The 25,309-nt window shown below is 71.7% G+C and carries 27 protein-coding genes; 5 read left to right on the top strand and 22 right to left on the bottom strand.

All coding sequences use genetic code 11. The features are described 5' to 3' along the window. Positions 1-4: 4 nt before the first annotated feature. The 3 genes from ETU37_RS23225 to ETU37_RS13470 all read right to left on the bottom strand — a co-directional run bounded on the left by ETU37_RS23225 (position 5) and on the right by ETU37_RS13470 (position 2,288). On the bottom strand, positions 5-712 hold the full coding sequence (locus ETU37_RS23225) for a hypothetical protein (RefSeq protein ID WP_165372519.1): 708 nt from the start codon (positions 710-712) through the stop codon (positions 5-7). Next, entirely contained in the window at positions 705-1,241 is a 537-nt protein-coding gene (locus ETU37_RS13475) for an RNA polymerase sigma factor (RefSeq protein WP_240755719.1), read from the bottom strand. Before ETU37_RS13475 ends, ETU37_RS23225 begins: the two co-directional genes overlap by 8 nt. Before the next feature lie 93 nt (positions 1,242-1,334). Further along, a complete protein-coding gene (locus ETU37_RS13470; RefSeq protein WP_338068614.1) occupies positions 1,335-2,288 on the bottom strand; it encodes a 5'-3' exonuclease in 954 nt (317 codons plus the stop codon). A 75-nt stretch (positions 2,289-2,363) separates the two neighbouring features. On the opposite strand from ETU37_RS13470, the gene ETU37_RS13465 reads away from it, so the two are divergent. Beyond that, positions 2,364-2,801: an Lrp/AsnC family transcriptional regulator gene (locus ETU37_RS13465; RefSeq protein ID WP_129987845.1), complete on the top strand. Its 438-nt coding sequence runs from the start codon at positions 2,364-2,366 to the stop codon at positions 2,799-2,801. Between the two features lie 63 nt (positions 2,802-2,864). Here the strand turns inward: ETU37_RS13465 and ETU37_RS13460 are convergent, their stop codons facing one another. From ETU37_RS13460 to ETU37_RS13450, 3 genes are all read right to left on the bottom strand, one after another. After that, entirely contained in the window at positions 2,865-3,497 is a 633-nt protein-coding gene (locus tag ETU37_RS13460; RefSeq protein ID WP_129987844.1) for a cyclodeaminase/cyclohydrolase family protein, read from the bottom strand. 153 nt (positions 3,498-3,650) lie between these two features. Next, positions 3,651-6,458, bottom strand: a complete 2,808-nt coding sequence (locus tag ETU37_RS13455; protein WP_129987843.1) for a DEAD/DEAH box helicase — start codon at positions 6,456-6,458, stop codon at positions 3,651-3,653. Then, positions 6,458-7,333 (bottom strand): diacylglycerol kinase, encoded by an 876-nt coding sequence (locus ETU37_RS13450; RefSeq protein ID WP_129987842.1) that lies wholly within the window; start codon positions 7,331-7,333, stop codon positions 6,458-6,460. Before ETU37_RS13450 ends, ETU37_RS13455 begins: the two co-directional genes overlap by 1 nt. Before the next feature lie 81 nt (positions 7,334-7,414). Between ETU37_RS13450 and ETU37_RS13445 the strand changes: the two genes are divergently transcribed. Further along, on the top strand, positions 7,415-8,305 hold the full coding sequence (locus tag ETU37_RS13445) for an alpha/beta fold hydrolase (RefSeq protein WP_129987841.1): 891 nt from the start codon (positions 7,415-7,417) through the stop codon (positions 8,303-8,305). A 6-nt stretch (positions 8,306-8,311) separates the two neighbouring features. Here the strand turns inward: ETU37_RS13445 and ETU37_RS13440 are convergent, their stop codons facing one another. From ETU37_RS13440 to dop, 11 genes are all read right to left on the bottom strand, one after another. After that, complete coding sequence (locus ETU37_RS13440; RefSeq protein WP_129987840.1) at positions 8,312-8,710, bottom strand: hypothetical protein; 399 nt, start codon at positions 8,708-8,710, stop codon at positions 8,312-8,314. Between the two features lie 2 nt (positions 8,711-8,712). Continuing rightward, entirely contained in the window at positions 8,713-9,555 is an 843-nt protein-coding gene (gene tatC / locus ETU37_RS13435) for a twin-arginine translocase subunit TatC (protein ID WP_240755717.1), read from the bottom strand. 89 nt (positions 9,556-9,644) lie between these two features. Beyond that, positions 9,645-9,926, bottom strand: a complete 282-nt coding sequence (gene tatA / locus ETU37_RS13430; protein ID WP_129987838.1) for a Sec-independent protein translocase subunit TatA — start codon at positions 9,924-9,926, stop codon at positions 9,645-9,647. 52 nt (positions 9,927-9,978) lie between these two features. Further along, positions 9,979-10,950 (bottom strand): helix-turn-helix transcriptional regulator, encoded by a 972-nt coding sequence (locus ETU37_RS13425; protein ID WP_129987837.1) that lies wholly within the window; start codon positions 10,948-10,950, stop codon positions 9,979-9,981. A gap of 73 nt (positions 10,951-11,023) precedes the next feature. Beyond that, positions 11,024-11,989 carry a helix-turn-helix transcriptional regulator gene (locus tag ETU37_RS13420; RefSeq protein ID WP_129987836.1) on the bottom strand — a complete coding sequence of 322 codons (966 nt, stop codon included), beginning with the start codon at positions 11,987-11,989 and terminating at the stop codon, positions 11,024-11,026. Between the two features lie 32 nt (positions 11,990-12,021). Next, positions 12,022-12,972 carry an FKBP-type peptidyl-prolyl cis-trans isomerase gene (locus tag ETU37_RS13415; protein WP_129987835.1) on the bottom strand — a complete coding sequence of 317 codons (951 nt, stop codon included), beginning with the start codon at positions 12,970-12,972 and terminating at the stop codon, positions 12,022-12,024. Between the two features lie 122 nt (positions 12,973-13,094). Then, positions 13,095-14,456: a Pup--protein ligase gene (gene pafA / locus ETU37_RS13410; protein WP_129987834.1), complete on the bottom strand. Its 1,362-nt coding sequence runs from the start codon at positions 14,454-14,456 to the stop codon at positions 13,095-13,097. Positions 14,457-14,550: 94 nt separating this feature from the next. Beyond that, positions 14,551-15,423, bottom strand: a complete 873-nt coding sequence (gene prcA / locus ETU37_RS13405; RefSeq protein WP_129987833.1) for a proteasome subunit alpha — start codon at positions 15,421-15,423, stop codon at positions 14,551-14,553. Positions 15,424-15,519: 96 nt separating this feature from the next. Further along, on the bottom strand, positions 15,520-16,362 hold the full coding sequence (gene prcB / locus ETU37_RS13400; RefSeq protein WP_129987832.1) for a proteasome subunit beta: 843 nt from the start codon (positions 16,360-16,362) through the stop codon (positions 15,520-15,522). 7 nt (positions 16,363-16,369) lie between these two features. Next, positions 16,370-16,567, bottom strand: coding sequence for a ubiquitin-like protein Pup (locus ETU37_RS13395; protein ID WP_129987831.1), 198 nt, complete (start codon positions 16,565-16,567; stop codon positions 16,370-16,372). 63 nt (positions 16,568-16,630) lie between these two features. Further along, positions 16,631-18,139 (bottom strand): depupylase/deamidase Dop, encoded by a 1,509-nt coding sequence (gene dop / locus ETU37_RS13390; protein ID WP_129987830.1) that lies wholly within the window; start codon positions 18,137-18,139, stop codon positions 16,631-16,633. A gap of 188 nt (positions 18,140-18,327) precedes the next feature. Here dop and ETU37_RS13385 point away from each other — a divergent pair, with 188 nt between their 5' ends. Further along, positions 18,328-18,879, top strand: a complete 552-nt coding sequence (locus ETU37_RS13385) for a hypothetical protein (RefSeq protein WP_129987829.1) — start codon at positions 18,328-18,330, stop codon at positions 18,877-18,879. Between the two features lie 10 nt (positions 18,880-18,889). On the opposite strand, the gene ETU37_RS13380 is transcribed toward ETU37_RS13385, so the two are convergent. After that, positions 18,890-19,120, bottom strand: a complete 231-nt coding sequence (locus ETU37_RS13380; protein ID WP_129987828.1) for a hypothetical protein — start codon at positions 19,118-19,120, stop codon at positions 18,890-18,892. A 303-nt stretch (positions 19,121-19,423) separates the two neighbouring features. On the opposite strand from ETU37_RS13380, the gene ETU37_RS13375 reads away from it, so the two are divergent. Next, positions 19,424-19,927, top strand: coding sequence for an aminoacyl-tRNA deacylase (locus ETU37_RS13375; RefSeq protein ID WP_129987827.1), 504 nt, complete (start codon positions 19,424-19,426; stop codon positions 19,925-19,927). Here the strand turns inward: ETU37_RS13375 and ETU37_RS13370 are convergent. The 4 genes from ETU37_RS13370 to ETU37_RS13355 form a co-directional block, all read right to left on the bottom strand. After that, positions 19,887-20,264 (bottom strand): hypothetical protein, encoded by a 378-nt coding sequence (locus ETU37_RS13370; protein WP_129987826.1) that lies wholly within the window; start codon positions 20,262-20,264, stop codon positions 19,887-19,889. The genes ETU37_RS13375 and ETU37_RS13370 overlap by 41 nt on opposite strands. Positions 20,265-20,293: 29 nt before the next feature. After that, a complete protein-coding gene (arc, locus tag ETU37_RS13365) occupies positions 20,294-22,045 on the bottom strand; it encodes a proteasome ATPase (protein WP_129987825.1) in 1,752 nt (583 codons plus the stop codon). Positions 22,046-22,178: 133 nt separating this feature from the next. After that, complete coding sequence (locus ETU37_RS13360) at positions 22,179-23,129, bottom strand: tRNA (adenine-N1)-methyltransferase (protein ID WP_129987824.1); 951 nt, start codon at positions 23,127-23,129, stop codon at positions 22,179-22,181. Positions 23,130-23,163: 34 nt separating this feature from the next. Next, positions 23,164-24,297: a site-2 protease family protein gene (locus tag ETU37_RS13355; RefSeq protein WP_129987823.1), complete on the bottom strand. Its 1,134-nt coding sequence runs from the start codon at positions 24,295-24,297 to the stop codon at positions 23,164-23,166. Positions 24,298-24,359: 62 nt separating this feature from the next. On the opposite strand from ETU37_RS13355, the gene ETU37_RS13350 reads away from it, so the two are divergent. Beyond that, positions 24,360-25,286: a RecB family exonuclease gene (locus ETU37_RS13350; RefSeq protein WP_129987822.1), complete on the top strand. Its 927-nt coding sequence runs from the start codon at positions 24,360-24,362 to the stop codon at positions 25,284-25,286. Positions 25,287-25,309 lie beyond the last annotated feature (23 nt).

Here is a 25,309-nt window from a genome sequence, read left to right as displayed (position 1 = left end):
CTCGTCAGCGCACCGGACGCAGCGAGCGGGCGAGGTCGGCCGCCTCCGCGTAGGTGAGGGGCCCCTCCAACCGCAAGGTCGAGTCGGGCAGCGGCACGAGCATCGTGCGGTCGGCGACCCAGAACGCGGCGGCCGGGTCGCCGTCCTCGTCGACCAGCGCTACCCGGTGCGCGGTCGGGAACCACAGCACGTCGCGGCCGTCGACGGTGGCGAACCGCAGTCGTGGCGCGGTCTTGACCATGGCGTAGTCCGGGGTGCCGGCGAGCTGGTCCACCCGCACCGTCCCGTCGCCGCTCCCCCACGACATCGACACCCGGTTGCCGTCGTCGGCCACCGCGACCCCGTCGGGGTCGCCCAGGGCGGTCGGCGCGACCACCTCGAAGTCCGCGAGGGCAGCCGCGTCCGCGAGCGACAGGCCTCCGTCGACCGGGGGCACCTCCGGCTCCCCCGGCGGCGGAGGCCCGCCGGGTTCGACCCGGACCGCACCGAACCCGAACCACTCCGCCACCGTGGCCCGCACCGGCGGCGTCGCCACCAGCGCGACGAGCACCGCCAGCGCGGCGAGCGCGACCCGTCGGCCGGTGCGCGGGCGGGACGCGGCGGCGCTCGGCAGCCCTCCGACCACGCGGGCGGTGAACAGGTCGGGGTCGACGTCGGGCTGGGCCGCGCGGCCCAGCGTGCGCAGGTCGTCGGTCAGGGTCGGCTCAGGCATCGACGTCCACCTCCAGGTGGGCGCGCAGGGCGGCGATGGCCCGGTGCAGCCGCGACTTCACGGTGCCGCGCGGCCAGCCCAGGACCTCGGCGGTCTCGGCCTCGTCGAGGTCGAGCAGGTAGCGGCAGGTGACGACCTGCCGGTGTGGTTCGGAGAGCCGGCCGAGCCCGGCCACCAGCGCCTCCCGACGGGCGGTGCCGAGCACCGCGGCCGCGACGTCACCGCCGTCGGGTCCGGCGCCGTGCAGCAGGAGCGGTGCCGTCGCCGCCCAGGCCCGCTGCTCGCGGGCGGCGCGGCGGCCGGCGGAGCGGTGCAGGTTGCGGGTCTCGTTGGCCACGATGCGCAGCAGCCAGGGTCGGAACGGCGCGTCCGGCCGGAACCTCCCCAACGCGGCGTACGCCTTCACGAACGCCTCCTGCGCCACGTCCTCGGCGTCGGCCCCCGCCCCGAGCAGCGCGGCCGTGCGGATCGCGACCGGGGCATGACGGCGCACCAGGTCGGCGTACGCGCCGGGGTCGCCGTCGCGCACGCGCGCCAGGATCTGCGCGTCGTCGGTGGTCAGGGTCGTTGACCTCCTCCTGTCGACGGTCCTACACCGCCGCGGCGCGCGGGGTTCCCTCGGCTAACGGCGCAGCGACGTCAGCGTCTCCACGAGCCGGGCAGCGGGGCTGTCGAGGCCCCAGCGCTCCGACAGCGCGGCCAGGCCCTCGGGGTCGACGGGCGTGAGCGGCAGAGTGAGGTCAGGCGCACCCAGGTCGAGGTCACGGGCGACCGCCACGACGCGGGGCGCGACCTCGAGGTAGTCGGCGGCGTCGAGGAGCTTGCGGCGCTGCCCCGGCGACAGCTCCGCCCCGTCATCCTCGGCCGCCGCGCGCAGGCTCTCCATGTCGCCGAACTTGCGGAGCAGCGACGCGGCGATCTTCTCGCCAATGCCGGAGACGCCAGGCAGGCCGTCGGAGGCGTCGCCGCGCAGCGTGGCGAGGTCGGCGTACTGCGTCGCGTCGACGCCGTACTTCTCCTTGACCACGCCGTTGGTGATCCGCTCGTGCCGTCCGACGCCGCGGGCGACGTAGAGCACCCGGACGTCGGCGTCGTCGTCGACGAGCTGGAACAGGTCGCGGTCGCCGGTGACGATGTCGACCGGCATGCCGGCCCCGGTGGCGAGCGTGCCGATCACGTCGTCGGCCTCGTAGCCGTCGGCGCCGACCACCGCGATCCCGAACGCCGCCAGGACGTCCTCGATCACCGGGATCTGGGTCTCGAGCGGGTCCGGGACCTCCTCGAGCCAGTGCTTGCCGCCCTCGCCCTCGGTGCGGAGCGGGGCGACGACCCGGTGGGACTTGTACGACGGGATCAGGTCGACGCGCCACTGCGGCCGCCAGTCGTTGTCCCAGCAGCAGGCCAGGTGGGTGGGCTGGTAGTCCCCCACGAGCCGGCTGATGAAGTCGAGCAGGCCGCGGACCGCGTTGACCGGCGTGCCGTCGGGCGCCTTGAACGAGTCGGGCACGCCGAAGTACGCGCGGAAGTAGAGCGAGGCGGTGTCCAGCAGCATCAGCCGCGTCGCCGAGTCAGTCACAGGGCTCGTCACGCGGGCGAGTCTTCCATGCCGAGACGACAGGTTCCGGGCCGGACGAACAGTAGGGTGTCGGCCGTGGAAGACCTGGATGCGCAGATCCTCAAGCTCCTCGCCGCCGACGGCCGGATGTCCTTCACCGACCTCGGCAAGGCGACCGGGCTGTCGACGTCCGCGGTGCACCAGCGGGTGAAGCGGCTGGAGCAGCGCGGCGTGATCAAGGGGTACGGCGCGTCGATCGACTACGACCAGGTCGGCAAGCCGCTCACGGCGTTCATCAGCATCCGGCCGATCGACCCGTCGCAGCCCGACGACTCACCCGAGCGGCTGCGCGACATCACCGAGATCGAGTCGTGCTGGTCGGTGGCCGGCGACGAGTCCTACATCCTCAAGGTGCGCGTCGCGACTCCGACCGACCTCGAGGACCTGCTCGCGCGGGTGCGCGCCGCGGCCAACGTGTCCACGCGGACCACGATCGTGCTGTCCACGCCGTACGAGCACCGCCCGACCAGCTGAACCCGATTCGTCCGCACCTGCTCCGCGTGGGACGGACGCAATTTCGCGGACGAATCGGGGTTGTCAGCGCAGCTGGGTCGCGCGCTGGACGGGCATCGCCTGGCCGACGCGGACCTCGCTGCGCAGGGCGGAGGCGACGCGGTTGGCGCGGGCCAGCGTGACGTCGAAGGTGTCGATGCCGCTGTTGAGCTCGTCGTAGAGCGCGACGTCGGTGATCCGCGGCAGGTTCACCAGCACGGTGAGGTGCGCGGTGCTGGCGGCGGCGCGGGTCTGCTCGACCGCGGCCATCAGGGTGAGCCGGCTGCCAGGGCGGCGGATGACCAGCAGCTTCTCGGACAGCCCGAGCAGCGTGTGGCAGGCGTCGACGAGCATCGCCGAGGCGCGGACGGCGCCGGTCAGCGCGTTGGTGAGCACGCGGGCCCGGACGACCGGGTCGGTCTCCCCCGCCAGCGCCTCGTCGGCCTTGCGGCCGTGCGCCACGACGTCCTCGTCGAGCATCCGGGCGAGGTCCTCGAGCACGCGGGCCTGGTAGCGGGCGGTCGCAACGTCGTCGTACTCGGCGCGCGTCAGCCCGACCCGGTCCTCGGCGACCCGGGCCACCTGCTGCGCGGACGTGATCACCTGCACGAACGGGTTGTTGACGTCCTCGCGCAGCACGAACTGGTCGATCCACGACGTGCGACGGCGGTTGGCCACCCATTGCTCCCGAGGCGCTCGACAGAAGGGCGCGCGCCGCAGGAGGACGACGCGCAACAGGGAAGGTTAGGCCCCGAATGCTACCCAACGGACACCGCCCCCACGCCGCCGGTCTCGACCGGGTCAGACCGCCTGAAAGCGTCCGCTGAGCGGTCAGTCGGCGAGCATCGAGTAGGCCACCACACCCCGCCGCAGCGCCGCCGCGGAGGCCCGCGCGGTCTTCCGGAGCGCGCTGTCCCCGGCGGCGTCCGCGACCTGGTCGGTGAGGTCGAGCAGCTGCTTCATCCAGCGGACGAAGTCGCCCGCCGCGAGGTCGGTCTCCTTGAGCACCTCGTCGAGCAGGGCGCCCTCGGCCCAGCGGTACGCCGCCCACGCGAAGCCCAGGTCGGGCTCGCGCAGGAAGTCGAGCTTGTGCTCGCGCTCGAGCGCGTCGAGGTCGGCCCACACCGACACCGTGTCGGCCAGGACCTGCTTGACCGGGCCGCCGGGGATCCGCGGCTGCTGGGCGTCGTCCGGGCGCCGGGCCTCGAACACCAGGGCCGACAGGGCGGCCGCCAGGCCGCTGGGCCCGAGGTCGTCCCACAGCCCGTTGCGCAGGCACTCGGCGGCGACGAGGTCCATGTCGGTGTAGATGCGACGCAGCCGGGCGCCGGCCTCGGTGACGGTGTCGCCGTCGAGGTAGCCGAGGTCGGTCAGCACCTCGCACACCCGGTCGAACTGCCGGGCGATGGTGTTGGTGCGCTGCTCGATCCGGCGCCGCAGCGTGTTGGTGTCGCGGTCGAGCTTGGCGTGCCGCTCGGCCCAGCGGGCGTGGTCCTCGCGATCGGGGCAGGCGTGGCAGGGGTGGGCGCGCAGCTGCTCGCGGATGCGCGGGACCTCCTTCTCGGTCGCCTGCTCCGGCCCGCGGCCCCGTCCGCGCGACCCTCCCGACGTGCCGCCCGGAGGCGGGGTGAGGCCGTGCGTGCGCTGCCGCAGCGTCGAGGCGAGGTCACGGCGGGCCTGCGGGTTGCGGCCGTTGAAGGACTTGGGGATCCGCAGCCGGGTGAACGCCGCCACCGGGACGGGGAAGTCCGCCAGCGAGAGCCGCCGGGCGTGCCGGTCGGCGGTCAGCACGTAGGGCCGCGGGCCGTCGCGGTCGGAGCGCACGCCCGGGTCGATCACCACGGCCATTCCGGAGAACCGACCGGCGGGCACCTCGATCACGTCGCCCGGCCGCAGCTCCTCCAGCGACGTGACCACCTCCTCGCGACGGTCCGCCCGCCGCGCCTTGGCCATCTCGGACTCGATCTGGGACAGCCGCCTCCGGAGCCCGGCGTACTCCATGAAGTCGCCCTTGTCGCAGGTGGCGGCCTCGGCGTACCCGGCCAGCGCCTCCTCGGCCTTCCGCAGCTGCCGGGCCAGCCCGACGACGGCCTTGTCGGCCTGGAACTGCGCGAACGACGACTCCAGCAGCTCGCGGGCGGTGGCGCGGCCGACCTGGTGCACGAGGTTGACGGCCATGTTGTACGACGGGCGGAACGACGACTTGAGCGGGTAGGTGCGCGTCGAGGCGAGGCCGGCGACCGACTTGGGCTCGAGGCCGGGCTGCCAGAGCACGACGCCGTGGCCCTCGACGTCGATGCCGCGGCGGCCGGCGCGGCCGGTGAGCTGGGTGTACTCCCCCGGCGTGATGTCGGCGTGCGTCTCGCCGTTCCACTTCGACAGCTTCTCCAGCACGACGCTGCGGGCCGGCATGTTGATGCCGAGCGCCAGCGTCTCGGTGGCGAAGACGACCTTGCAGCGGCCGGTCGCGAACAGCTCCTCCACGCACTCCTTGAACCGCGGCAGCATGCCGGCGTGGTGCGCGGCGATGCCGCGGGACAGGCCGTCGACGAAGTCGTGGTAGCCGAGGACGTGCAGGTCCTCCTCGGGGATGTCGCGGCAGCGGTCCTCGACGAACCGGAAGATCTCGTCGCGCTCCGCGGGGCTGGTCAGCCGGAGGTTCGCGTTGAGGCACTGCTGCACCGCGGCGTCGCAGCCGACCCGGCTGAAGATGAACACGATCGCGGGGAGCAGCCCCTGCGCGTCGAGCTTCTCCACGACGTCGTAGCGGCTGGGCAGGTACGGGCGCCGCGACCGGTTGCCGCCCTGTCCGTCGCGCCCGCCGCGTCCGCCCTTGCCCTGCTTGCCGCGTCGCCGGTCGCCGGCGCGGCCGGCCCGCCAGTCGTCGCGCGCGACCCGGAACAGCTCGGGATTGACCTTGGCGTCGGGGCCACCGAGGCTGCCGCCGCCGCTCGTGTCGTCGGCGAACAGGTCGTACATCCGGCGCCCGACCATCACGTGCTGGTAGAGCGGCACCGGCCGGCGTTCCTCGACGATGGTGGTCGTCGCGCCGCGGACGGTCTCGAGCCACTCGCCGAACTCCTCGGCGTTGGACACGGTCGCCGACAGCGACACCAGCGCCACCGACTCGGGCAGGTGGATGATGACCTCCTCCCAGACCGCGCCACGGAACCGGTCGGCGAGGTAGTGCACCTCGTCCATCACCACGTAGCCGAGCCCGTCGAGGGTGCGCGAGCCGGCGTAGAGCATGTTGCGCAGCACCTCGGTGGTCATCACGACCACCGGCGCCTCGCCGTTGACGGTGTTGTCGCCGGTGAGCAGGCCGACCTTGTCGGCGCCGTACCGGCGGACGAGGTCGTTGTACTTCTGGTTGGACAGCGCCTTGATCGGGGTCGTGTAGAAGCACTTGCGGCCCTGGGCCAGGGCGAGGTGGACCGCGAACTCGCCGACCAGTGTCTTGCCGGACCCCGTCGGGGCCGCGACGAGCACGCCGTTGCCGGCCTCGAGCTCGTGGCAGGCCCGCACCTGGAACTCGTCGAGCGGGAAGTCGTAGAGCCGGGCGAACTCCGTGAACGCCGGTGTCTCCTGGCCGCGCCGGAAGGCGGCGTACCTCTCCGAGGGCGATGTCGGGCCGGCCATCAGGGCACCAGCACCCGCAGGGCGCCCGGGGCGACGTCGACGGTCAGCGGCAGCGGGCCGAGCCGCTCGCCGTCGGCGTACGCGACGATGCCGGGCGCGGCGACGGTGACCGAGCGGACCCGGTGGTGCTCGTACTCCGGGATCCCGACGTGCTTGCCGGAGAACAGCATCGGGTAGACCCGCAGCAGGCGGGGCTTGCTCATCGGTTTCACGATCACCACGTCCAGCATGCCGTCGTCGAGCAAGGCGCCGTGCGTGATCCGCAGCCCGCCACCGAACGACTCGCCGTTGCCGACCGCCACCAGCATCGCGTCGACCCGCCGCTCGGTGCCGTCCAGGTCGAGCACGTAGGGCAGCGGCTCGAAGACCCGCAGCTCCGCCAGCGTGGCCAGGTTGTAGCGCATCTGGCCCCGCGGCCAGGTCATCGCGTTGGCGCGCTCGTTGACCTTGGAGTCGAACCCCGAGGCCAGCACCGTCGTGAAGTAGGTCGGCCCGGCCTTGGCCAGGTCGATGGTGCGCACCCGCGAGCCCACCACGACGTCGGCGGCGAGCTGCGGGTCGGTGCGCGGGATGTCGAGGTAACGCGCCACGTCGTTGCCGGTGCCGCACGGGATGATTCCCAGGTTGGTGCCGGTCCCGGCCACCGCCTGGACGCCGACGTGGACCATCCCGTCGCCGCCGACGACGACCAGGCTCTCCACGCCGTCGGCGACGACCCGGCAGGCCAGGTCGAGCGCCTCGTCCGCGTCACGCCCGGTCATCTCGAGGACCCGGAACCCCGCGTCACGGAGCCGCGGCAGCGCGATCGCCGCGGTGCGCGACCCCCGCCCCTTCCCCGACGTCGGGTTCGTCAGGAGCGCGATGGTTCGGGACACGCTCCGGAGGATACGCGGAGGGGACGGGTATGTTCGGCGACGCCACGACCCGGCGACACCCGGCGACGACGAGGGGATCCCATGACCGACCAGACCGGCCTGCTCCAGACGATGACGCTCCCCGACGGGCGGACGTTCGAGTACCTCGTCGAGGGCGACCCCGACGGCTACCCGCTCGTCCACCACCACGGCACGCCGGGCGCGAGCGTGCCGTTCCCGAAGTACGCCGACGCCGCGAAGCAGCGCGGGCTCGCGCTGATCCAGTACACCCGCGCCGGGTACGGCGGGTCGTCGCCGCGTCCCGGCCGGACGGTCGCCGACATCACGGACGACGTGACCGCCCTCCTCGACCACCTCGGCCACGACGACTTCGTGACGGTCGGCTGGTCCGGCGGCGGGCCGCACTCGCTGGCCTGCGCCGCACGCCTGCCCGGGCGCTGCCGGGGCGCGGTGACCGGCGCCGGTGTGGCCCCGTGGGGCGCGAAGGGCCTGGACTTCCTCGACGGGATGGGCCCGGAGAACCACGTGGAGTTCGGCGCCGCCCTGGACGGCCCCGACAAGCTGGTGCCCTACCTCGAGAAGGAAGCGGCGTCGCTGACCTCCGTCACCGCCGACCAGATCGCCGACGCGCTCGGCGGGCTGGTCTCCGAGGTGGACAAGGCCTACGCGACGGGCGAGCACGCCGAGCGCACGCTGAAGGTGTTCCGCCGGGCCGTCGAGAACGGCGTCGACGGCTGGCGCGACGACGACCTGGCGTTCACCCGCGACTGGGGCTTCCCGCTCGACGAGATCACCGTGCCGGTGTCGGTCTGGCAGGGCGCGCAGGACCGGATGGTGCCTTTCGCGCACGGCAAGTGGCTGGCCGCGAACGTGTCCGGCGCGACGGTGCACCTCGACGAGGGCATGGGTCACCTGTCGCTGTGGGCGCGGATCGGCGAGATCCTCGACGACCTGCTGGAGCGCCGCGCCTAGGTCGGTTCAGAGGCGGAGCGCGGCCACGAACCGGCCGGGCTTGACGCCGACGGCCTTGGCGAGCCGGCCGATCGCCTCGAGGGCACGGTCGGCGGTGAACGTCGTGCCGGGTACGGCCAGGGTCAGGCGGTCGTCGTACTCCACGAGCAGGACCTGGCCGTGGGTCCAGGCCTGGTGCACCCGGCGGCGCCACTCGTCGTCGAGGACGGGCTGCGGGAAGGCCTGGTCGGCGCCGAGCAGGTCGCACGGCAGCGGCGTCCCCCCGTCGTCGCCCGACAGCTCACCGGGGACGAGGTGACCGCCGTGCACGCTGGCGGTGGCGGTCCAGGTCACGTCGGCCGTGCCGAGCCACTCGGGCAGGTCGAAGGCGTCGACCGGCTCGACGCGAGGAGGAGGCAGGCTCATCCTCAGTCGTCCTCGTCCAGGTCGGAGCGTCGGACGTCCTCGACCTCGTCGTCGAGCTCGGAACGCTCGTCGTCGTCGAGCATCGCCAGCCGGCCGCCGGACCTCGCGCGGCGCCGGTCGACGCCCCGGGCGACCAGCTCGGAGAGCAGGAACAGCACCGACATCGGGACCGCGAGGAAGATCATCGAGAACGGGTCGGTCGACGGCGTGGCCACCGCCGCGAACACGAACGTGCCGAGCACGATCCACGGGCGGTAGGCACCGAGCGTGCGCCCGGAGACGATCCCGGCCAGGTTGAGCATCACCACGAACAGCGGGATCTCGAACGCGACCCCGAAGACCAGCATCATCCGGATCAGGAAGCTGAGGTACTTGTCGAACTCGATGAGGCTCTGGATGTCGGCCGGGGTGAACCCGATCAGCACCTCCATGCCCTTGGGGAGCACGTAGTAGGCGACGCCGACCCCGGCGACGAACAGCGGCCCGGCGATGACCGCGAACATCTTGGTCGACCGGCGCTCGTGCGGGTGCAGGCCGGGGACGATGAACGCCCAGATCTGGTACAGCCAGATCGGGCAGGTGACGATCACGGCGGCCAGGGCGCTGATCTTCAGCTGCAGCAGCAGCGACGTCGCCACGCCGGAGATGACCGGCTGGGTCTCGACGCCACGGGCCTCCAAGGTCTCCCGGGCGGCTTCGTAGGGGTGCAGCAGCAGGCCGAAGGTCTGCTCGTAGAAGAACCAGGCCACGACGATGCCGACCACCAGCGTGGTCGCGATGATCAGCATCCGGGCGCGCAGCTCCCGCAGGTGGTCGGCCAGGGCCATCTGGCCCTCGGGACCCACCGGATTGTGGGGCCTGACCCGGAACAGGCGCAGGGCACCGGCGATCGACATCGTTCGTCAGCCGTTCGGAGGCGGTACGTCGAGCCGCGTCAGCGGCTGGTGTCGGGGCGGTGCTGCTCCTCGACGGTGTCGTGGCTCTGCGTCGTCTCGTCGACCGGGGTGGCCGGCGGGGTGGAGCGCTGCGCGTCGATGGACCGCTGAGCCTCGGTCTTGGTGGACTCGTCGTCGTCGTCCATCAGGCCCTTGGTCTCGGCCTTGAAGATCCGGAGTGCGCGGCCGCTGCCCCGTGCGAGCTCGGGGAGCTTCTTCGCGCCGAACAGCAGCACGACGACAAGCAGGATCAGGATGATCTCGGGGGGACCGATGTTCATGACGTCCTCTCAGACACGGGTCGTGCGACTACGTCCCATCGTACGCAGTCGATCACATGTAGTTCGCGAGGGCGGCGGTGGCGGCTCGGTGAACGGCCCGTGAGATCTCGGGTGGCCCCTCCACGGTGACCTCGCTGCCGAGCCGCATCAGCAGCCGGACCAGCCACGCCTCGTCGCCGGCCCGCAGCCGCATCCGGAGCCTTCCGCCGGGCAGCTCCTCGCTGGACTCGGGCGGGTAGTACTCCGCGACCCAGCGCGCGTAGGGCTCGAGCAGCAGGTCGACGTACGGGTCGTGCTCGGACGGCCGGAAGATGCCCTCGGCGAGGTCGCGGGGGGCGACGTCGCCGTGGTCGTCGACCGGCGTGTCCAGCACGTCGGCCTGGGAGATGCGGTCGAGCCGGAACAGCCGCTGGTCCTCGGCCAGGTGGCACCAGGCCTCGAGGTAGTCGTTGCCCTGCGCCGTGACCAGACGCATCGGGTCGACGACCCGGGCGGTGGACTCGTCGCGGGCCGGGACGTAGTAGTCGATCCGGACCTGCCGGCCGGCGCTCACCGCGTCGGCGAGACGCGTGCGCAGCGGGCCGAGCGCCACGTCGCGGGCGGTGGTGCGGACCTCGACCTGGGCCGCGGCCGACGCGGCGTCGCCGGCGGCGACCTCGAGCTTGGCGAGGGTGCGGTCCACGATCGGGCGTACGTCGGTCGGGCTGCTGTCGCGCAGCGCCCGGAGCGCGACGATCAGCGCCGCGGCCTCGGAGCTCTCGAGGCGCAGCGGCCGCCGGAGGTAGTCGACGTTGGAGACCCGGATGACGCCCTCGCCCTGGACGGCGTCCATGTCGACGTCGATCAGGTCGCCCATTCCGAGACCGGGCAGGCCGCAGAACCAGAGGACGTTGAGGTCCTTGACGATCTGGGCGGGCTTCACCCCGAACTCGCGGGCGGCCTCCTCGACCGGGACCTCCTGGCGGGCCTGGATGTAGGGCACCAGTGCGAGCAGCCGCCCGACCTGGTCGCGGGCTCCGCTCATTCGGGGCCCCCGACGCGGTGCGAGCGCAGCGAGCCCTTCGACAGGCTCAGGAGGGTCCAGCGGGGTGGGGTGATCACGACGCCACCTCGGCCAGCGCGCGGAGCCGGGCGACGACCTCGCCGTGCACCTCGGGCGGCTCCAGCGCGACCACGTCGGCGCCGTACCCGAGGATCTCGTCGGCGAGCGAGCCGGCCGCGGCGTAGCGCACGGCCAGCCTGTCCCAGCCCTCCGGGGCGTCGCCCTCGACCGGGTCGCTGTGCCGGCGCAGCCCGAAGCCGGCGCCCTGGCGGACCAGCACCACGCCGGTCCGGTCGGCGCGGGCGGGGGCGAGCGTGGACGTGACCGCGCGCAGGTCGGTGCCTTCGGGCACGTCGTAGGTGCCGCGCCGGCGGGCCAGCGTCACCGGGCCCTCGACGCGGGAGAGCCGGAACAACCGGGTGGCCTCGCGGTCCGTGTCGTGGCCGACGACGTACCAGCGGCCGCGGTAGGAGACGACGCCCCAGGGCTGCAGGTGACGGGTGATGACCTCGGCCTCGTTGTTGCGGCGGTAGCCGAAGGTCACCGCGGTGCGGGTGCGGGTGGCCTCCCAGAACGGCTCGAACGCCGGCTCCTCGGCGGTCAGCTGCGGCTGCACCATGTCGAGCGCGGCCCGGTCGACGCTCACGCCGGCCGCCTTGAGCTTGACCAGCGCGTCGGAGGTGGCCGAGGCGAGCCCGGCGTGCTGCCAGACCCGGGCGGCCAGGCCGATGACGGCGGCCTCCTCGGGCTCGAGGTCGATCTCGGGCAGCTCGAACGCGGACCGTTCGATCCGGTAGCCCGGCTCGTCCTCGAAGGCGCGGTCGACGTGGCCGACCTCGATCGGGATGCCGAGCGACCGGAGCTCCTCCTTGTCGCGCTCGAACATCTTCTCGAACGCCTCGTCGTTGGCGTCCTGGTAGTCCTCGATGACCTCGCGGATCCGGGCCTTGGCGACGTAGGTGCGCGCGACGAGCAGGGTGATGAGCAGGTTCAGGAGCCGCTCGCTCTTCCGGGCCGTCACGCGGAGAACCTACCTCAGCGCGTTGCCGACGATTACTCGTCCACGCCGAGCACGTCGACGACGAAGGCGAGGGTGGAGTTGGCCGGGATGTTCGGCTGCTCGCGGTCGCCGTACGCCTCGTCGGCGGGGGCGATGATCAGCACCCGGCTGCCGCGCTTGAGGTCGGGGATCTTCTTGTCCCAGGCCGGGATCAGACCACCGACGCCGACACCGAACGGGCGCGGCTCGCGGCTGTAGGACTCGTCGAAGGGCTTGTCCTCGCCCCACACGGCGCCGTAGTAGTTGAAGGTCACCATCGACTCGGCCTCGGCGACCGGCCCGTCGCCCTCGACCAGCGGGATCACGGTGAGGTCCTTGGGCGCCTTCTTGGGGGCCGAGGACCAGTCCAGACCGGTGACCTTGCCGTCCTTCTCCTCGACGGTGGGGGCATCCGACGGCGGGTCGACCTCCTCGCCCGAGGGGCCGTCGATGACCTCCTTGGGCTGGACGCTGATGATGTCGGCGACGAAGACCGCCTCGTCGGAGGCCTTCAGGCCGAGCTGCGGCGCACCCTGGGCGCCCCAGACCTCCTTGACCGGGGCCGTGACCGCGACCCGGGAGCCGCGGGGCTGGCCGACGATCGCGTCGAGGACAACCTTGAACAGCTGGTTCTCGCTGGCCTGGACCTGGATCGGGTTGCCCTGGTCGTAGGTGCTGATCGCGTCCTTGCCGCTGGTCGCGTTGCCGATGTAGAGGTGCAGCAGGAAGTAGTCGCTGGTGGCGAGCGTGTTGCCGTCGCCCTCCGTGATCACCTGCGAGTCGGTGGTCTTCTTCAGCGGGGCGTCCATCGTGACGTCGACGCCGTCGCCGACCTCCCCCTTGACGGTCAGGCCGGGGATGCTGCCGCCGTCCGCCTCCGACGTACTGACGTCCGAGTCGTTGCCGCAGGCGGCGGTGCCGAGCAGCAGCAGGGACGCGACGGACAGCGCGATCAGACGACGCACGTGGGGAACACCTCGAAAAGGGGGACGGTCGGGGGGAAGACCGGTGAGAACCGGCACCGTCACGATAACGGGACGCTCCCAAGCCGCCGAACCGAGACGCCGCCCGGCAGGCGTGAGGAGACTTACATCCCCTCGATCAGCTTGTGCACCCGCTCGTCGTGCGCCCGGAACGGGTCCTTGCACAGCACGGTGCGCTGCGCCTGGTCGTTGAGCTTGAGGTGCACCCAGTCGACGGTGAAGTCACGACGGCGCTCCTGCGCGCGCTTGATGAACTCGCCGCGCAGCCGCGCCCGGGTGGTCTGCGGGGGCACGGACTTGGCCTCGAAGACGCGGAGGTCGTCGGTGACCCGCGCGACCGCACCACGCTTCTCCAGCAGGTAGTAGAGCCCGCGGCCGCGGTGGATGTCGTGGTAGGCGAGGTCGAGCTGGGCGACGCGCGGGTGGCTCAGCGGCAGGCCGTGCTGGGCGCGGTAGCGGTCGATCAGCTTCCACTTGATGACCCAGTCGATCTCGCGCTCGACCAGGCCGAAGTCGCCGGACTCGACGGCCTTGAGGCCGCGCTCCCACAGGTCGAGCGTGCGCGCGATGACCGGGGTGTCGAGCTGGCGGCGGTCGACGAAGTCGCGGGCCCGGGTGAGGTACTCCTGCTGGATGTCCAGCGCGGACGCCTCGCGGCCGTTCGCGAGGCGGACCTTGCGGCGACCGGTCATGTCGTGGGAGATCTCGCGGATCGCGCGGATGGGGTTCTCCATCGTGAGGTCGCGCATCACCACGCCCTCCTCGATCATCCGGAGGACCAGGTCGCACGTGGCGACCTTGAGCATCGTCGTGGTCTCGCTCATGTTGGAGTCGCCCACGATGACGTGCAGCCGGCGGTAGCGCTCGGCGTCGGCGTGCGGCTCGTCGCGGGTGTTGATGATCGGCCGGGACCGCGTGGTCGCGCTGCTGACGCCCTCCCAGATGTGCTCGGCGCGCTGGCTGACGGAGTACATCGCGCCGCGCGGGGTCTGGATGACCTTGCCGGCCCCGACGACGATCTGCCGGGTCACCAGGAACGGGATCAGCACGTCGGCGAGCTTGGAGAACTCGCCGTGCCGGCCCACGAGGTAGTTCTCGTGGCAGCCGTAGGAGTTGCCGGCCGAGTCGGTGTTGTTCTTGAACAGGTAGACGTCGCCGGCGATGCCCTCGTCGTGCAGCCGCCGCTCGGCGTCGACCAGCAGCCCCTCGAGGACCCGCTCCCCCGCCTTGTCGTGGGTGACGAGGTCGACGATGTCGTCGCACTCGGGGGTGGCGTACTCCGGGTGGCTGCCGACGTCGAGGTACAGCCGGGCGCCGTTGCGGAGGAACACGTTGCTGCTGCGGCCCCACGACACGACCTTGCGGAAGAGGTAGCGCGCAACCTCGTCCGGCGAGAGGCGCCTCTGCCCGCGGAACGTGCAGGTGACGCCGTACTCGTTCTCGATCCCGAAGATCCGGCGGTCCACACGAACACCCTAGGCGGTGGGTGGCTGTCACGCGGGGTTATGGACGCTTCACAAGGCGCATGCCGCTGGGGAAGCGTCCAGACACCTGGGGAAGTCAGCTGACCGGCGGCGCGATCGGCGGCTCCGGCTCGCCGCTCGTCGGGTCCTCCAGCGGCGGCTGCTGGGTGATCGTGTCGGTGGGGTCGGCCGGGTCGTCCGGACCGGACGGGTCGGTCGACGGGTGACCGGGGCCGTCGGGACCCGGCTCGGTGCCGCCGTCTCCCCCGCCGTTCTCGTCGGGCAGGATCCGCCGGAGCTGGGCGACGGTGAGCCGCTTGAACTTCCGCTGCTGGCTGCGGGTGCGGTCGAGGATGGCCACCTCGAGGTCGCCGGCGTTGATGGTGCGGCCGCCGTTGCCGTCCTGGCCGAGCGCGACGACCGCGAGGCGGATGCTGTCGTCGAGGCCGGCACCTTCGGTCCAGTGCTCCTTGAGGTACGTCGCCGCCTGCTCGGCCGACCCGCCCATCACGGCGTAGTCGTGCTCGTCGGCCACCTGGCCGTCGTAGGTGAGCCGGTAGACCTGGTCGTCGGCGGCCCGGTCGCCGACCTCGGCGACGAAGATCTCGACCTCGTAGGGCTTCTCGCCGCCGCTTGAGAAGATCGTGCCCAGGGTCTGAGCGTAGGCGTTGGCGAGGCCGCGGCCGGTGACGTCGCGACGGTCGTAGGCGTAGCCGCGCATGTCGGCGAGCCGGACGCCGGCGATCCGGAGGTTCTCGAACTCGTTGTAGCGGCCGACCGCGGCGAACGCGATCCGGTCGTAGATCTCGCTGACCTTGTGGAGCGCCTGGGACGGGTTCTCCGAGACGAACACGATGCCGTCGGCGTACTGGACGACGGCGACGGACCGGCCGCGGGCGATGCCCTTGCGGGCGAAGTCGGCCCGGTCCTTCATCAGCTGCTCGGGCGAGACGTAGAACGGCATGCTCATGAGTGGTCCTCGTGGTCAGGAGGGCGTGGTCTCGACAAGCTCGACCACCCGGGGATCGGGTCAGGAGTGCGTGATCTCGACAAGCTCGATCACCCGTTACGTCAGGGCGGCGGCGGGACCGTCGGGGCGGTTCATCCGGGCGGCGATCACGCGGTCGGCGATGCCCGCGACCTCGGTGTCGCCGAGCCGCTGGTAGCCCTCGTCGGTGATCACGCCGACCACGGGGAAGATCCGGCGGGTGACGTCGGGGCCGCCGGTCGCGGAGTCGTCGTCGGCGGCGTCGTACAGCGCCTGGACGACCGCGGTGGTGCAGCCCTCGGCGTCGAGGTCCTCGCGGTACAGCTTCTTCAGCGACCCGCGCGCGAACAGCGACCCGGAGCCGACGGAGTGGAACGCCGTCTCCTCGTAGCGGCCGCCGGTGACGTCGTAGGAGAAGATCCGGCCCTGCTCCTGGGTGTGGTCGTAGCCGGCGAAGAGGGGTACGACGGCCAGCCCCTGCATCGCCATCCCGAGGTTGCCCCGGATCAGCGCCGCCAGGCGGTTGGCCTTGCCGTCCATCGAGAGCGTGGTGCCCTCGATCTTCTCGTAGTGCTCGAGCTCGGTCTGGAACAGCCGGACCATCTCGACCGCGAGGCCGGCGGTGCCGGCGATGCCGACGCAGGAGTACTCGTCGGCGGGGAAGACCTTCTCGATGTCGCGCTGGGCGATGATGTTGCCCATCGTGGCGCGCCGGTCCCCGGCCATCACCACGCCGCCGGGAAACGTCGCCGCGACGATCGTCGTGCCGTGCGGGGCGAGGTCGGCGGCGCTCCCGTCGGGCAGCGCCCGTCGGTGCGGCAGCAGCTCGGGCGCCTGGGTGGAGAGGAACTCGGCGAAGGACGAGGTGCCGGGCGTCAGGAAGGCAGGGTCGAGACGCGGGCCGTGCGAGGAACCTGTCATCGGGAGGTCACTCGCCGCCCTTCTGGATGAACGACTTCACGAAGTCCTCGGCGTTGGTCTCGAGCACGTCGTCGATCTCGCCGAGGATCGCGTCGATGTCCTCGTCGAGCTGCTCCTTGCGCTCGGCGACGTCGGTGCTCGCCTCGACCTCGGTCGCTTCCTCGGTCTCCGAGGACTTCTTGGTCTGCTTGTGCTCTTGTGCCATGAGCCGCGCCTCCTCGCTGTCGGGCGGCCGGGTGCAGGTGCGGACCGGCCGCCAATCACGACCCTACCGAGTCAGAGCCTCGAACAAGGCCTCTGCGGTGTCACAACGGTCGAGGAGTTCGCCGACGTGCGCCTTGCTGCCGCGCAGCGGGTCGACGGTCGGCACTCGCTGCAGCGACTCGCGGCCGGGCAGGTCGAAGATCACCGAGTCCCACGAGGCCGCGGCGATCCGGTCGGCGTACTGCTCCAGGCAGCGGCCGCGGAAGTAGGCCCGGGTGTCCTCGGGCGGGTGGTGCATCGCCCGGGCGACCTCGTCGTCGGCGAGGAGCCGCTCGATCCGGCCCAGGCCGACCAGCCGGTGGTAGAGGCCCTTGTCGGGCCGGACGTCGGCGTACTGCAGGTCGATGAGGTGCAGCTTGGCGTCGTCCCAGGCGAGCCCGTCGCGGTCGCGGTACTGCTGGAGCAGCTGCAGCTTGGCCACCCAGTCGAGCTCGCGGGCGCACTGCATCGGGTCGGTCTCCAGCCGGGTCAGCACGGACTCCCAGCGAGCCAGGACGTCGGCGGTCTGGTCGTCGACGTCGGAGCCCATCCGGTCCTCGACGAACTTCTTCGCGAGCTCGAGGTACTCCATCTGCAGCTGCACGGCGGTCAGCTTGCGGCCGTCGTTGAGGGTGACCAGCTCCTTGAGCGTCGGGTCGTGCGACACCGCCCGCAGCGTGCGCACCGGCTGGTCGACGCCCAGGTCGCGGTCGATGAAGCGGGCCTCGATCATCGCGAGCACCAGGGCGGTGGTGCCGACCTTGAGGTACGTCGACACCTCGGCGAGGTTCGCGTCACCGATGATGACGTGGAGCCGGCGGTACTTCTCCGGGTCGGCGTGCGGCTCGTCGCGGGTGTTGATGATCGGCCGCTTCAACGTGGTCTCGAGGCCGACCTCGACCTCGAAGTAGTCGGCGCGCTGGCTGACCTGGAAGCCGTGCTCGCGGCCGTCCTGGCCGATGCCGACCCGGCCGGCCCCGCAGACCACCTGCCGGCTGACGAAGAACGGGGTCAGGTGCCGGACGATGTCGCTGAACGGCGTGCTGCGCCGCATCAGGTAGTTCTCGTGGGCGCCGTAGGACGCGCCCTTGTTGTCGGTGTTGTTCTTGTAGAGCAGCAGTGTGGGGGCGCCCGGGACGGCGGCGGCAAAGCGGCTCGCGTCGAGCATCACCTGCTCCCCCGCCTTGTCCCAGAGCACGATGTCGCGCGGGGTGGTGCACTCGGGCGTGGAGTACTCGGGGTGGGCGTGGTCGACGTACAGCCGGGCGCCGTTGGTGAGGATGACGTTCGCGAGCCCGAGGTCCTCGTCGGTCAGCTGCGACGGGTCGGCGACCTCGCGGCTCATGTCGAACCCGCGGGCGTCGCGCAGCGGCGACTCCTCCTCGAAGTCCCACCGCGCCCGGCGCGCTTTGAGCGTCGAGCCGGCGTAGGCGTTGACCACCTGCGACGACGCGACCATGGGGTTGGCCGTGGGCTGGCCTTGCACCGAGATGCCGAACTCGGTCTCGGTCCCCATCACGCGACGGACACTCATGTGCCGAGCCTACGCGGATGACTCAGCCGCATCTGTCGACCTCGGAAACCGGTGGTCGAGACCAGGCACATCGGAGGGTGGTACAGACACCTGTCCGTGCCACGGACCGGGGCCCGTTGGGGGCACAGACGTCGCACGACCGGCCGACCTACGTTGCGGGAAAGCCCTTCCGAGACAGGGGGCCCACCATGGGCATCAAGCTTCCCTCCCCCGCCGCGATCATCGCGGTGGCCGCTCTCGTCGTGGCCACCAGCGGGGTGAGCTACGCCGCCGGGAAGATCGACACGGGTGACATCGCGAACCAGGCGGTCACGAGCAAGAAGGTCAAGGACGGCACGATCAAGGTCAAGGACATGAACAGCGACGCCGTGACCCGTCTCAAGGGCCAGACGGGTCCCGCCGGACCTGCCGGGCCCGCCGGAACGGCCCGCGCCTACGCCACCGTCACGACAGGGGCGGCGTACGAGACCGCCCGGACCAAGAACTTCACGACCATCTCGCGACCCGCGACGGGCATCTACTGCCTCAACGTCATCGACTCGATCGACGTCACCACGACGTCGGTCGCCGTCTCGCCGCAGTGGATCGGGTCCACGGGCGACAACCTGAGTGCCCAATGGGTCGAGAACGACTTCGGGTGCCCGGCGGGCACCGACGTGGGCGTCCGTACCTTCACGTTCGCCGCAGGCGGCAACAACACGCTGTCGAACAACGTCTCGTTCAGCGTGGTGGTGCCCTGAGCCGGGACGATCAGCCCTCGCGGTCCCCGTGGTCGCGCCCGCCGGGCACGTCGAGGTCGGCGCCGGCCGGGGTGTCGCGGTGCCGGCTCTCGGTGCGGATCAGCGGGTCGGTGTGCGGCTCGGGCGGCGCGCCGAGCGGTTCGTAGCGCGGTTTGTCCCCGCCCGTGCGCAGCGCCAGCACGAGGCCGATGACGGCTCCGACGGCGAGGACGAGGACGAGGACGATCAGCAAGCCGGTCATGGCTCCCCCTGAGAATGAGTTGACTCGGTCAACGACCACGGTAGGAGTGACCACCGACACTTCCCAACCGGATCACCGGCATCCGGGACGCTGCGAGACCGGCTGCGGCGTCCCGGTCCGGTGTCAGAGCTTCTTGCCGGGGCGGAACTTCCCGAGCAGGAACAGCACGACGAGCACCACCACGATCAGGATGACGATGGTCTTCACGGGTCCACCTTCCACGGATTCGGATGTCGGTGCGTCGTACCCGTGACGTGCAGCGGCCAACCCCGGCCGGTCCGCGCCACTGGGTAGCGTCGTGGCATGACCGACGACGGCGGCACCGGCCGCACCCGCGCCGAGGAGGCCGCCGACGCGCTCGGCCTGGACCACAGCACGACCCGGCACGGCCCGGTGCGCTCGCTGGAGGAGGCCGCCGCGGCCCGGGGCGTCTCCCCCGCCGCCGTCGTGAAGACGCTGGTGGTGCGGGTCACCGACGACGACTACCGGTTCGTGCTGGTGCCGGGCGACCGCGAGATCTCCTGGCCCAAGCTGCGCGCGCTGCTCGGCGTCAACCGGCTGTCGATGCCCAGCGCCGAGGTGGCCCGGGACGTCACCGGCTACGAGCGCGGCACGATCACGCCGCTGGGCAGCAGCAGCGCCTGGCCGGTCGTCGCCGACGCGACGATGACCGGGGACGTGTCGCTCGGCGGAGGCGCGCACGGCGTGGCGCTGACCGTGCGCGCCGACGACGTCGTACGCCTGCTGGACGCGACGGTCGCGGACGTCACCGACCCCGTCGGTCGTCCCGGCGACGGCGGGCGTTGACGACGCTGGCGTGTGCGGCGTTGACGCCCACGATGCCCAGCCACGAGATCGCGAGGGCGCCGATGTTGTCGGTCAGCGCGAGCGGGATCGTGATCGGGATGCTGACGCCGAGGGAGACGATGCCGAGCGCGAGCTGGCGCTGCCGGTCGCCACGCTCGTCGTCGCGCTGCTGCTTGAGGTCCCACCCGGTGGACCCCACGCGCGTCTCGACGGCGCGCTCGATCCGCTCGGCGAACGCGTCCACCACCTCGCGCTCGTAGCTCGGCCCGAGCTCGCGGCGAGTCTCCAGGAACGCCTCGATCTCCTGGCGCTCCAGCTTGTCGTCCCTGTGCTCCACCCCGGAACCCTATGCCGGGGCGGGGCTGCCTAGAGGTACTGACCGGTGTTGGAGACCGTGTCGATCGAGCGGCCCGGCTCGGTGCCCTGCTTGCCGGTGATGAGCGTGCGGATGAACACGATCCGCTCACCCTTCTTGCCGGAGATCCGCGCCCAGTCGTCGGGGTTGGTGGTGTTGGGCAGGTCTTCGTTCTCCTTGAACTCGTCGACGCAGGCCTGCAGCAGGTGGGTGACCCGGATGCCCTTCTGGTCGTTGTCCAGGAGGTCCTTGATCGCCATCTTCTTGGCCCGGTCGACGATGTTCTGGATCATCGCGCCGGAGTTGAAGTCCTTGAAGTACAGGATCTCCTTGTCACCGTTGGCGTAGGTGACCTCGAGGAAGCGGTTCTCCTCGCTCTCGGTGTACATGCGCTCGACGGTGCGCTGGATCATCCCGTTGACGCACGCCTCGGTGTCGCCACCGAACTCCGCGAGGTCCTCGGCGTGCAGCGGCAGCGTCTTGGTGAGGTACTTCGAGAAGATGTCGCGCGCGGACTCCGCGTCGGGACGCTCGATCTTGATCTTCACGTCGAGCCGGCCGGGCCGCAGGATCGCGGGGTCGATCATGTCCTCGCGGTTGGAGGCGCCGATGACCAGGACGTTCTCGAGCGTCTCGACACCGTCGATCTCGCTGAGCAGCTGCGGGACGATGGTGTTCTCGACGTCGGAGGAGACGCCGGAGCCGCGGGTGCGGAACAGCGAGTCCATCTCGTCGAAGAACACGATCACCGGCGTGCCCTGCGAGGCCTTCTCACGGGCCCGCTGGAACACCAGCCGGATGTGCCGCTCGGTCTCGCCGACGTACTTGTTGAGCAGCTCGGGGCCCTTGATGTTGAGGAAGTAGGACTTCCCCTCCTGGCCGGTCCGGGCGGCGACCTTCTTGGCGAGGCTGTTGGCGACGGCCTTCGCGATCAGCGTCTTGCCGCAGCCGGGCGGGCCGTAGAGCAGCACGCCCTTGGGCGGCTTGAGCTCGTGCTCCTTGAACAGCTCGGGGTAGAGGTACGGCAGCTCGACGGCGTCCTGGATCTGGTCGATCTGGCCCTTCAGCCCGCCGATGCTGGCGTAGTCGATGTCCGGGACCTCTTCGAGGACGAGCTCCTCGACCTCGGACTTCGGGACCCGCTCGTAGGCGTAGCCGGAGCGGGTGTCGAGCAGCAGCGAGTCGCCGGCGCGCAGCTGCTCGCGCAGCAGCGGCTCCGCGAGGCGTACGACGCGCTCCTCGTCGGCGTTGGCGATGACCAGGACGCGCTCGCCGTCGGCGAGGACCTCCTTGAGCATCACCACCTCACCGACCTGCTCGAAGCGCAGGGCGGCGACGACGTTGAGGGCCTCGTTGAGCATGACCTCCTGGCCACGCTGGAGCTCGTCGAGGTCGACCGACGGGCTGACGTTGACCCGCAGCTTGCGGCCGCCGGTGAACACGTCGATCGAGTCGTCCTCGTTGCGGCTCAGGAAGGTGCCGAAACCGGCCGGCGGCTGGGCGAGCCGGTCGACCTCCTCCTTGAGCGTCATGATCTGGTCACGGGCCTCGCGCAGCGTCTGGGCGAGGCGCTCGTTCTGGGCGGTGACACCGGCCAGCGAGCGCTGCGTCTCGGCGAGGCGCTGCTCCAGCGCGCGGGAGTGGACCGGGCTGTCCGCCAGGCGGCGACGCAGGTCTCCGACCTCGGCCTCGAGGTACCCGACCTGTGTCTCCAGCTCCTCGGGCGTGCGACGCCCGCGGTCCGAGCTCTCCGATCCGGCCACGACCTCACCTCCGCAAAGTTAGGTTTCGTGACGCTTTCGACCCTACTCGGGGGCCGAAGCTTTTGAAGGCGCTTGGGTGGTTGTGTCGGTTACCTTTTCGTTGCGGTTCCAAGCACCTCGTGACCAACTTGTTTCAGTCGTCGTACGGCTCGTCGGCGATCGTGGGCGGGAGCCCCGCGGGACGGGGACCGGTGTAGTCCACCCCGTAGGCACCCGGGGCCGGGCGCCGCTTCTTCACCGGCGCGGTCTCGCCCGCCGCCATCCGCCGGGCGGTCACCAGGAAGCCGGTGTGGCCGATCATCTTGTGCCCGGGACGCACGGCGAGCCCCTCGACGTGCCAGTCGCGGACGAGCGTCTCCCACGGCTGCGGCTCGGTGAAGCCGCCGTGCGCGCGGACCGTCTCGACGGTGCGGCCGAGCTGGGTGGTGGTCGCGACGTACGCGCAGAGGATGCCGCCCGGGGCGAGCGCGCGGCCGACGCGGTCGACGCACTCCCAGGGGGCGAGCATGTCGAGGACGACGCGGTCGACGGTGCCGTCCTCCTCGCTCATCGCCTCGACCAGGTCGCCGACGGTCAGCCGCCAGGCGGGGTGGTCGCCTCCGAAGAACTGGGTGACGTTGCGGCCGGCCACGTCGGCGAACTCCTGCCGGCGCTCGTACGACGACACGGACCCCTGGGGTCCGACGGCGCGGAGCAGGGAGCAGGTCAGCGCGCCGGAGCCGACCCCGGCCTCGACCACCCGGGCGCCGGGGAACACGTCGGCCATCGCCACGATCTGCGCGGCGTCCTTGGGGTAGACCACCGCCGCGCCGCGCGGCATCGAGACGACGAACTCGCTGAGCAGCGGCCGGAACACGAGGTACTCCCCGCCCGCCGAGGACGTGACGCTGAACCCCTCCTCGCGGCCGATCAGCTCGTCGTGGTCGAGGTGGCCCTTGTTGGAGAAGAAGCGCTTGCCCGGCTCGAGGCAGATGTTGTGCCGGCGGCCCTTCTGGTCGGTGAGGCGGACCCACTCGCCCGCCCGCAGCGGGCCGCGGTGGACGCCGGACCAGGCGGGCGCGTCGGTGTCGTCGAGAGGGGGCACGCGCCGACCCTACAAAGGGCTCGGCCGGCCGGCCTCAGGTGGTCGCGGCGAACGCGCGGTCGACGTCGTCGGTGACCAGCACGCCGAAGATCGCGCCGTCGCGCTCGCGCAGGAGGTACTCCGACGCGGGGGTGCGCTGCATCGCCCGTATCAGCGGCTCGCCGGCAATGTCGGCGTCGAGCTGCAGCCCGGGCTCGACCGTGCGTGCGACCGTGCTGACCGCCACCCAGGGGCGTCGGTCCTCGGGCGTCGCGAGCACGGCGGCCTCGTTGACGATGCCCGACACGTGGCCGTCGACGTCGAGCACGACGAGGCTGCCGGCCTGCGCCTCCTGCGCCTGGCGCACCGCCTCGGACAGCGGCAGGTCGTGGGGTACGGCGAGCGCCCGGCGGGCGAGCTGGCGGGCGCGCAGCGCGGGCAGGCGGCGGCGTACCTGCGCCGAGAGGATCGCCTGGGTGGCGCCGCTCCACAGGAAGAACGCGATGACGAACGCCAGGATGTAGTCGGTGGGGATCGCCGGCCGGCCGGTGACGGGCTGCTGGACCAGCGGGAACAGGAACACGAGCACGGCGGCGACGCGGCCGCACCAGCCCGCGACGATCGTGCCGCGGTGCGGGTTGCCGGTGATGCCCCAGACGGCGGCGCGCAGGACGCGGCCACCGTCGAGCGGGAGCCCCGGCACGAGGTTGAGCACGCCGACCACCAGGTTGGCGCCGGCGAGCGCGTCGACGGCGAGCCGCAGCAGGCCGTCTGGGACGACCGGGTGCAGCAGGAGGAACACCACGCCGACGCCGATGGAGGTGATCGGGCCGACCACTGACACGACGAACTCGCGGGCCGGGGTGTCGGGCTCCCCCTCGATCTCGGTGACGCCGCCGAGGAAGTGCAGGGTGATCGACCGGACCGGCAGCCCGAAGCGCTTGGCCATCAGCGCGTGCGACATCTCGTGGAGCAGCACGGACAGGTACAGCAGCACCGCGAACGCGACCCCCGCGACGTACTTGCCGTTGCCGATGCCGGGCTCGACCGCCTCGATCGCCGGGGCGAGCATGAACGCGATCAGCGCGGCCACCACCAGCCAGGACGACCGCACCAGCACGTCGACGCCACCGATCTCGCCGATCTTCAGGGTCCCGGGCGGGCGGGAACGTTGCTGGCTCTCCGTCACGGCCCCAAACTATCGCGACGCACCGCCCGGAACTGTCCGTGCCGTCGCCTAGGGTCGGCGCCATGGAGACCGAGGTCGAGCCGCGCGACGCCGAGCACACGGAGCGCCCCGAGCGCCCCGAGCGCACCGTCGTCGACGGTGTCGACGTGCTCGGCTCGCTGTCGCCGAGCCGGGCGGGCGACTTCGTGACCTGTCCCCTGCTCTACCGGTTCCGCACCATCGACCGGCTGCCGGAGCGGCCGAGCCCCGACGCGGTGCGGGGCACCGTGGTGCACAAGGTGCTCGAGGACCTCTTCGACCTGCCCGCGGCGGAGCGCACGCCCGCGCGCGCCGCCGACCTGGTCCAGCCCTCGTGGGAGAAGGTCCTGGAGGTCGAGCCCGACATCGCCGAGATGTTCGGGGCAGAGGGGCCCGACGTCGGCGCCTGGCTGGCGTCCTGCCGGACGTCGCTCGACGCCTACTTCACCCTCGAGGACCCGACCAACCTCGAGCCGGCCGAGCGGGAGCTGTACGTCGAGAGCCTGCTCGACTCCAAGCTGCTCCTGCGGGGCTTCATCGACCGGCTCGACGTCGCGCCGGACGGGCGGATCCGGGTCGTCGACTACAAGACCGGCCGCTCGCCGCACGAGGGCTACGAGGCGCGTGCGCTGTTCCAGATGAAGTTCTACGCCCTCGTCGTGTGGCGCACCCGCGGGGTGATCCCGTCGATGCTGCAGCTGATCTACCTCGGCAACGGCGAGGTGCTCCGCTACTCCCCCGACGAGCAGGACCTGCTCGCCACCGAGCGCAAGGTGGAGGCGATCTGGGCCGCCATCGCGCTGGCGCGCGAGACCGGCGACTGGCGGCCCAACCGCAGCGCGATGTGCGGTTACTGCTCCCACCAGGCGATCTGCCCGGCCTGGGGCGGCACGCCCCCGCCGCTGCCGCCGGAGCCGAGCGCGGTGCTCGAGGAGGCCGGCGACGGCCTCACCGCCGAGGACCTGGACTAGACGTGGCCACGGTGCCCTCCGCC

Origin of the sequence: Nocardioides iriomotensis, assembly GCF_004168035.1 — a bacterium.
GTDB classification, from domain to species: Bacteria; Actinomycetota; Actinomycetes; order Propionibacteriales; family Nocardioidaceae; genus Nocardioides_B; species Nocardioides_B iriomotensis.
The sequence above is the reverse complement of the archived record's forward strand: the minus strand, read 5'-3'. Positions and strand labels throughout refer to the sequence as shown.

What these genes read in the sequence shown, in the direction of transcription:
- ETU37_RS23225 (WP_165372519.1), bottom strand. Translation starts at nt 712, where the DNA reads ATGCCTGAGCCGACCCTGACCGACGACCTGCGCACGCTGGGCCGCGCG.
- ETU37_RS13455 (WP_129987843.1), bottom strand. Translation starts at nt 6,458, where the DNA reads ATGGCCGGCCCGACATCGCCCTCGGAGAGGTACGCCGCCTTCCGGCGC.
- ETU37_RS13445 (WP_129987841.1), top strand. Translation starts at nt 7,415, where the DNA reads ATGACCGACCAGACCGGCCTGCTCCAGACGATGACGCTCCCCGACGGG.
- ETU37_RS13440 (WP_129987840.1), bottom strand. Translation starts at nt 8,710, where the DNA reads ATGAGCCTGCCTCCTCCTCGCGTCGAGCCGGTCGACGCCTTCGACCTG.
- tatA (WP_129987838.1), bottom strand. Translation starts at nt 9,926, where the DNA reads ATGAACATCGGTCCCCCCGAGATCATCCTGATCCTGCTTGTCGTCGTG.
- ETU37_RS13425 (WP_129987837.1), bottom strand. Translation starts at nt 10,950, where the DNA reads ATGAGCGGAGCCCGCGACCAGGTCGGGCGGCTGCTCGCACTGGTGCCC.
- prcA (WP_129987833.1), bottom strand. Translation starts at nt 15,423, where the DNA reads ATGAGCATGCCGTTCTACGTCTCGCCCGAGCAGCTGATGAAGGACCGG.
- prcB (WP_129987832.1), bottom strand. Translation starts at nt 16,362, where the DNA reads ATGACAGGTTCCTCGCACGGCCCGCGTCTCGACCCTGCCTTCCTGACG.
- ETU37_RS13395 (WP_129987831.1), bottom strand. Translation starts at nt 16,567, where the DNA reads ATGGCACAAGAGCACAAGCAGACCAAGAAGTCCTCGGAGACCGAGGAA.
- dop (WP_129987830.1), bottom strand. Translation starts at nt 18,139, where the DNA reads ATGAGTGTCCGTCGCGTGATGGGGACCGAGACCGAGTTCGGCATCTCG.
- ETU37_RS13385 (WP_129987829.1), top strand. Translation starts at nt 18,328, where the DNA reads ATGGGCATCAAGCTTCCCTCCCCCGCCGCGATCATCGCGGTGGCCGCT.
- ETU37_RS13380 (WP_129987828.1), bottom strand. Translation starts at nt 19,120, where the DNA reads ATGACCGGCTTGCTGATCGTCCTCGTCCTCGTCCTCGCCGTCGGAGCC.
- ETU37_RS13375 (WP_129987827.1), top strand. Translation starts at nt 19,424, where the DNA reads ATGACCGACGACGGCGGCACCGGCCGCACCCGCGCCGAGGAGGCCGCC.
- ETU37_RS13350 (WP_129987822.1), top strand. Translation starts at nt 24,360, where the DNA reads ATGGAGACCGAGGTCGAGCCGCGCGACGCCGAGCACACGGAGCGCCCC.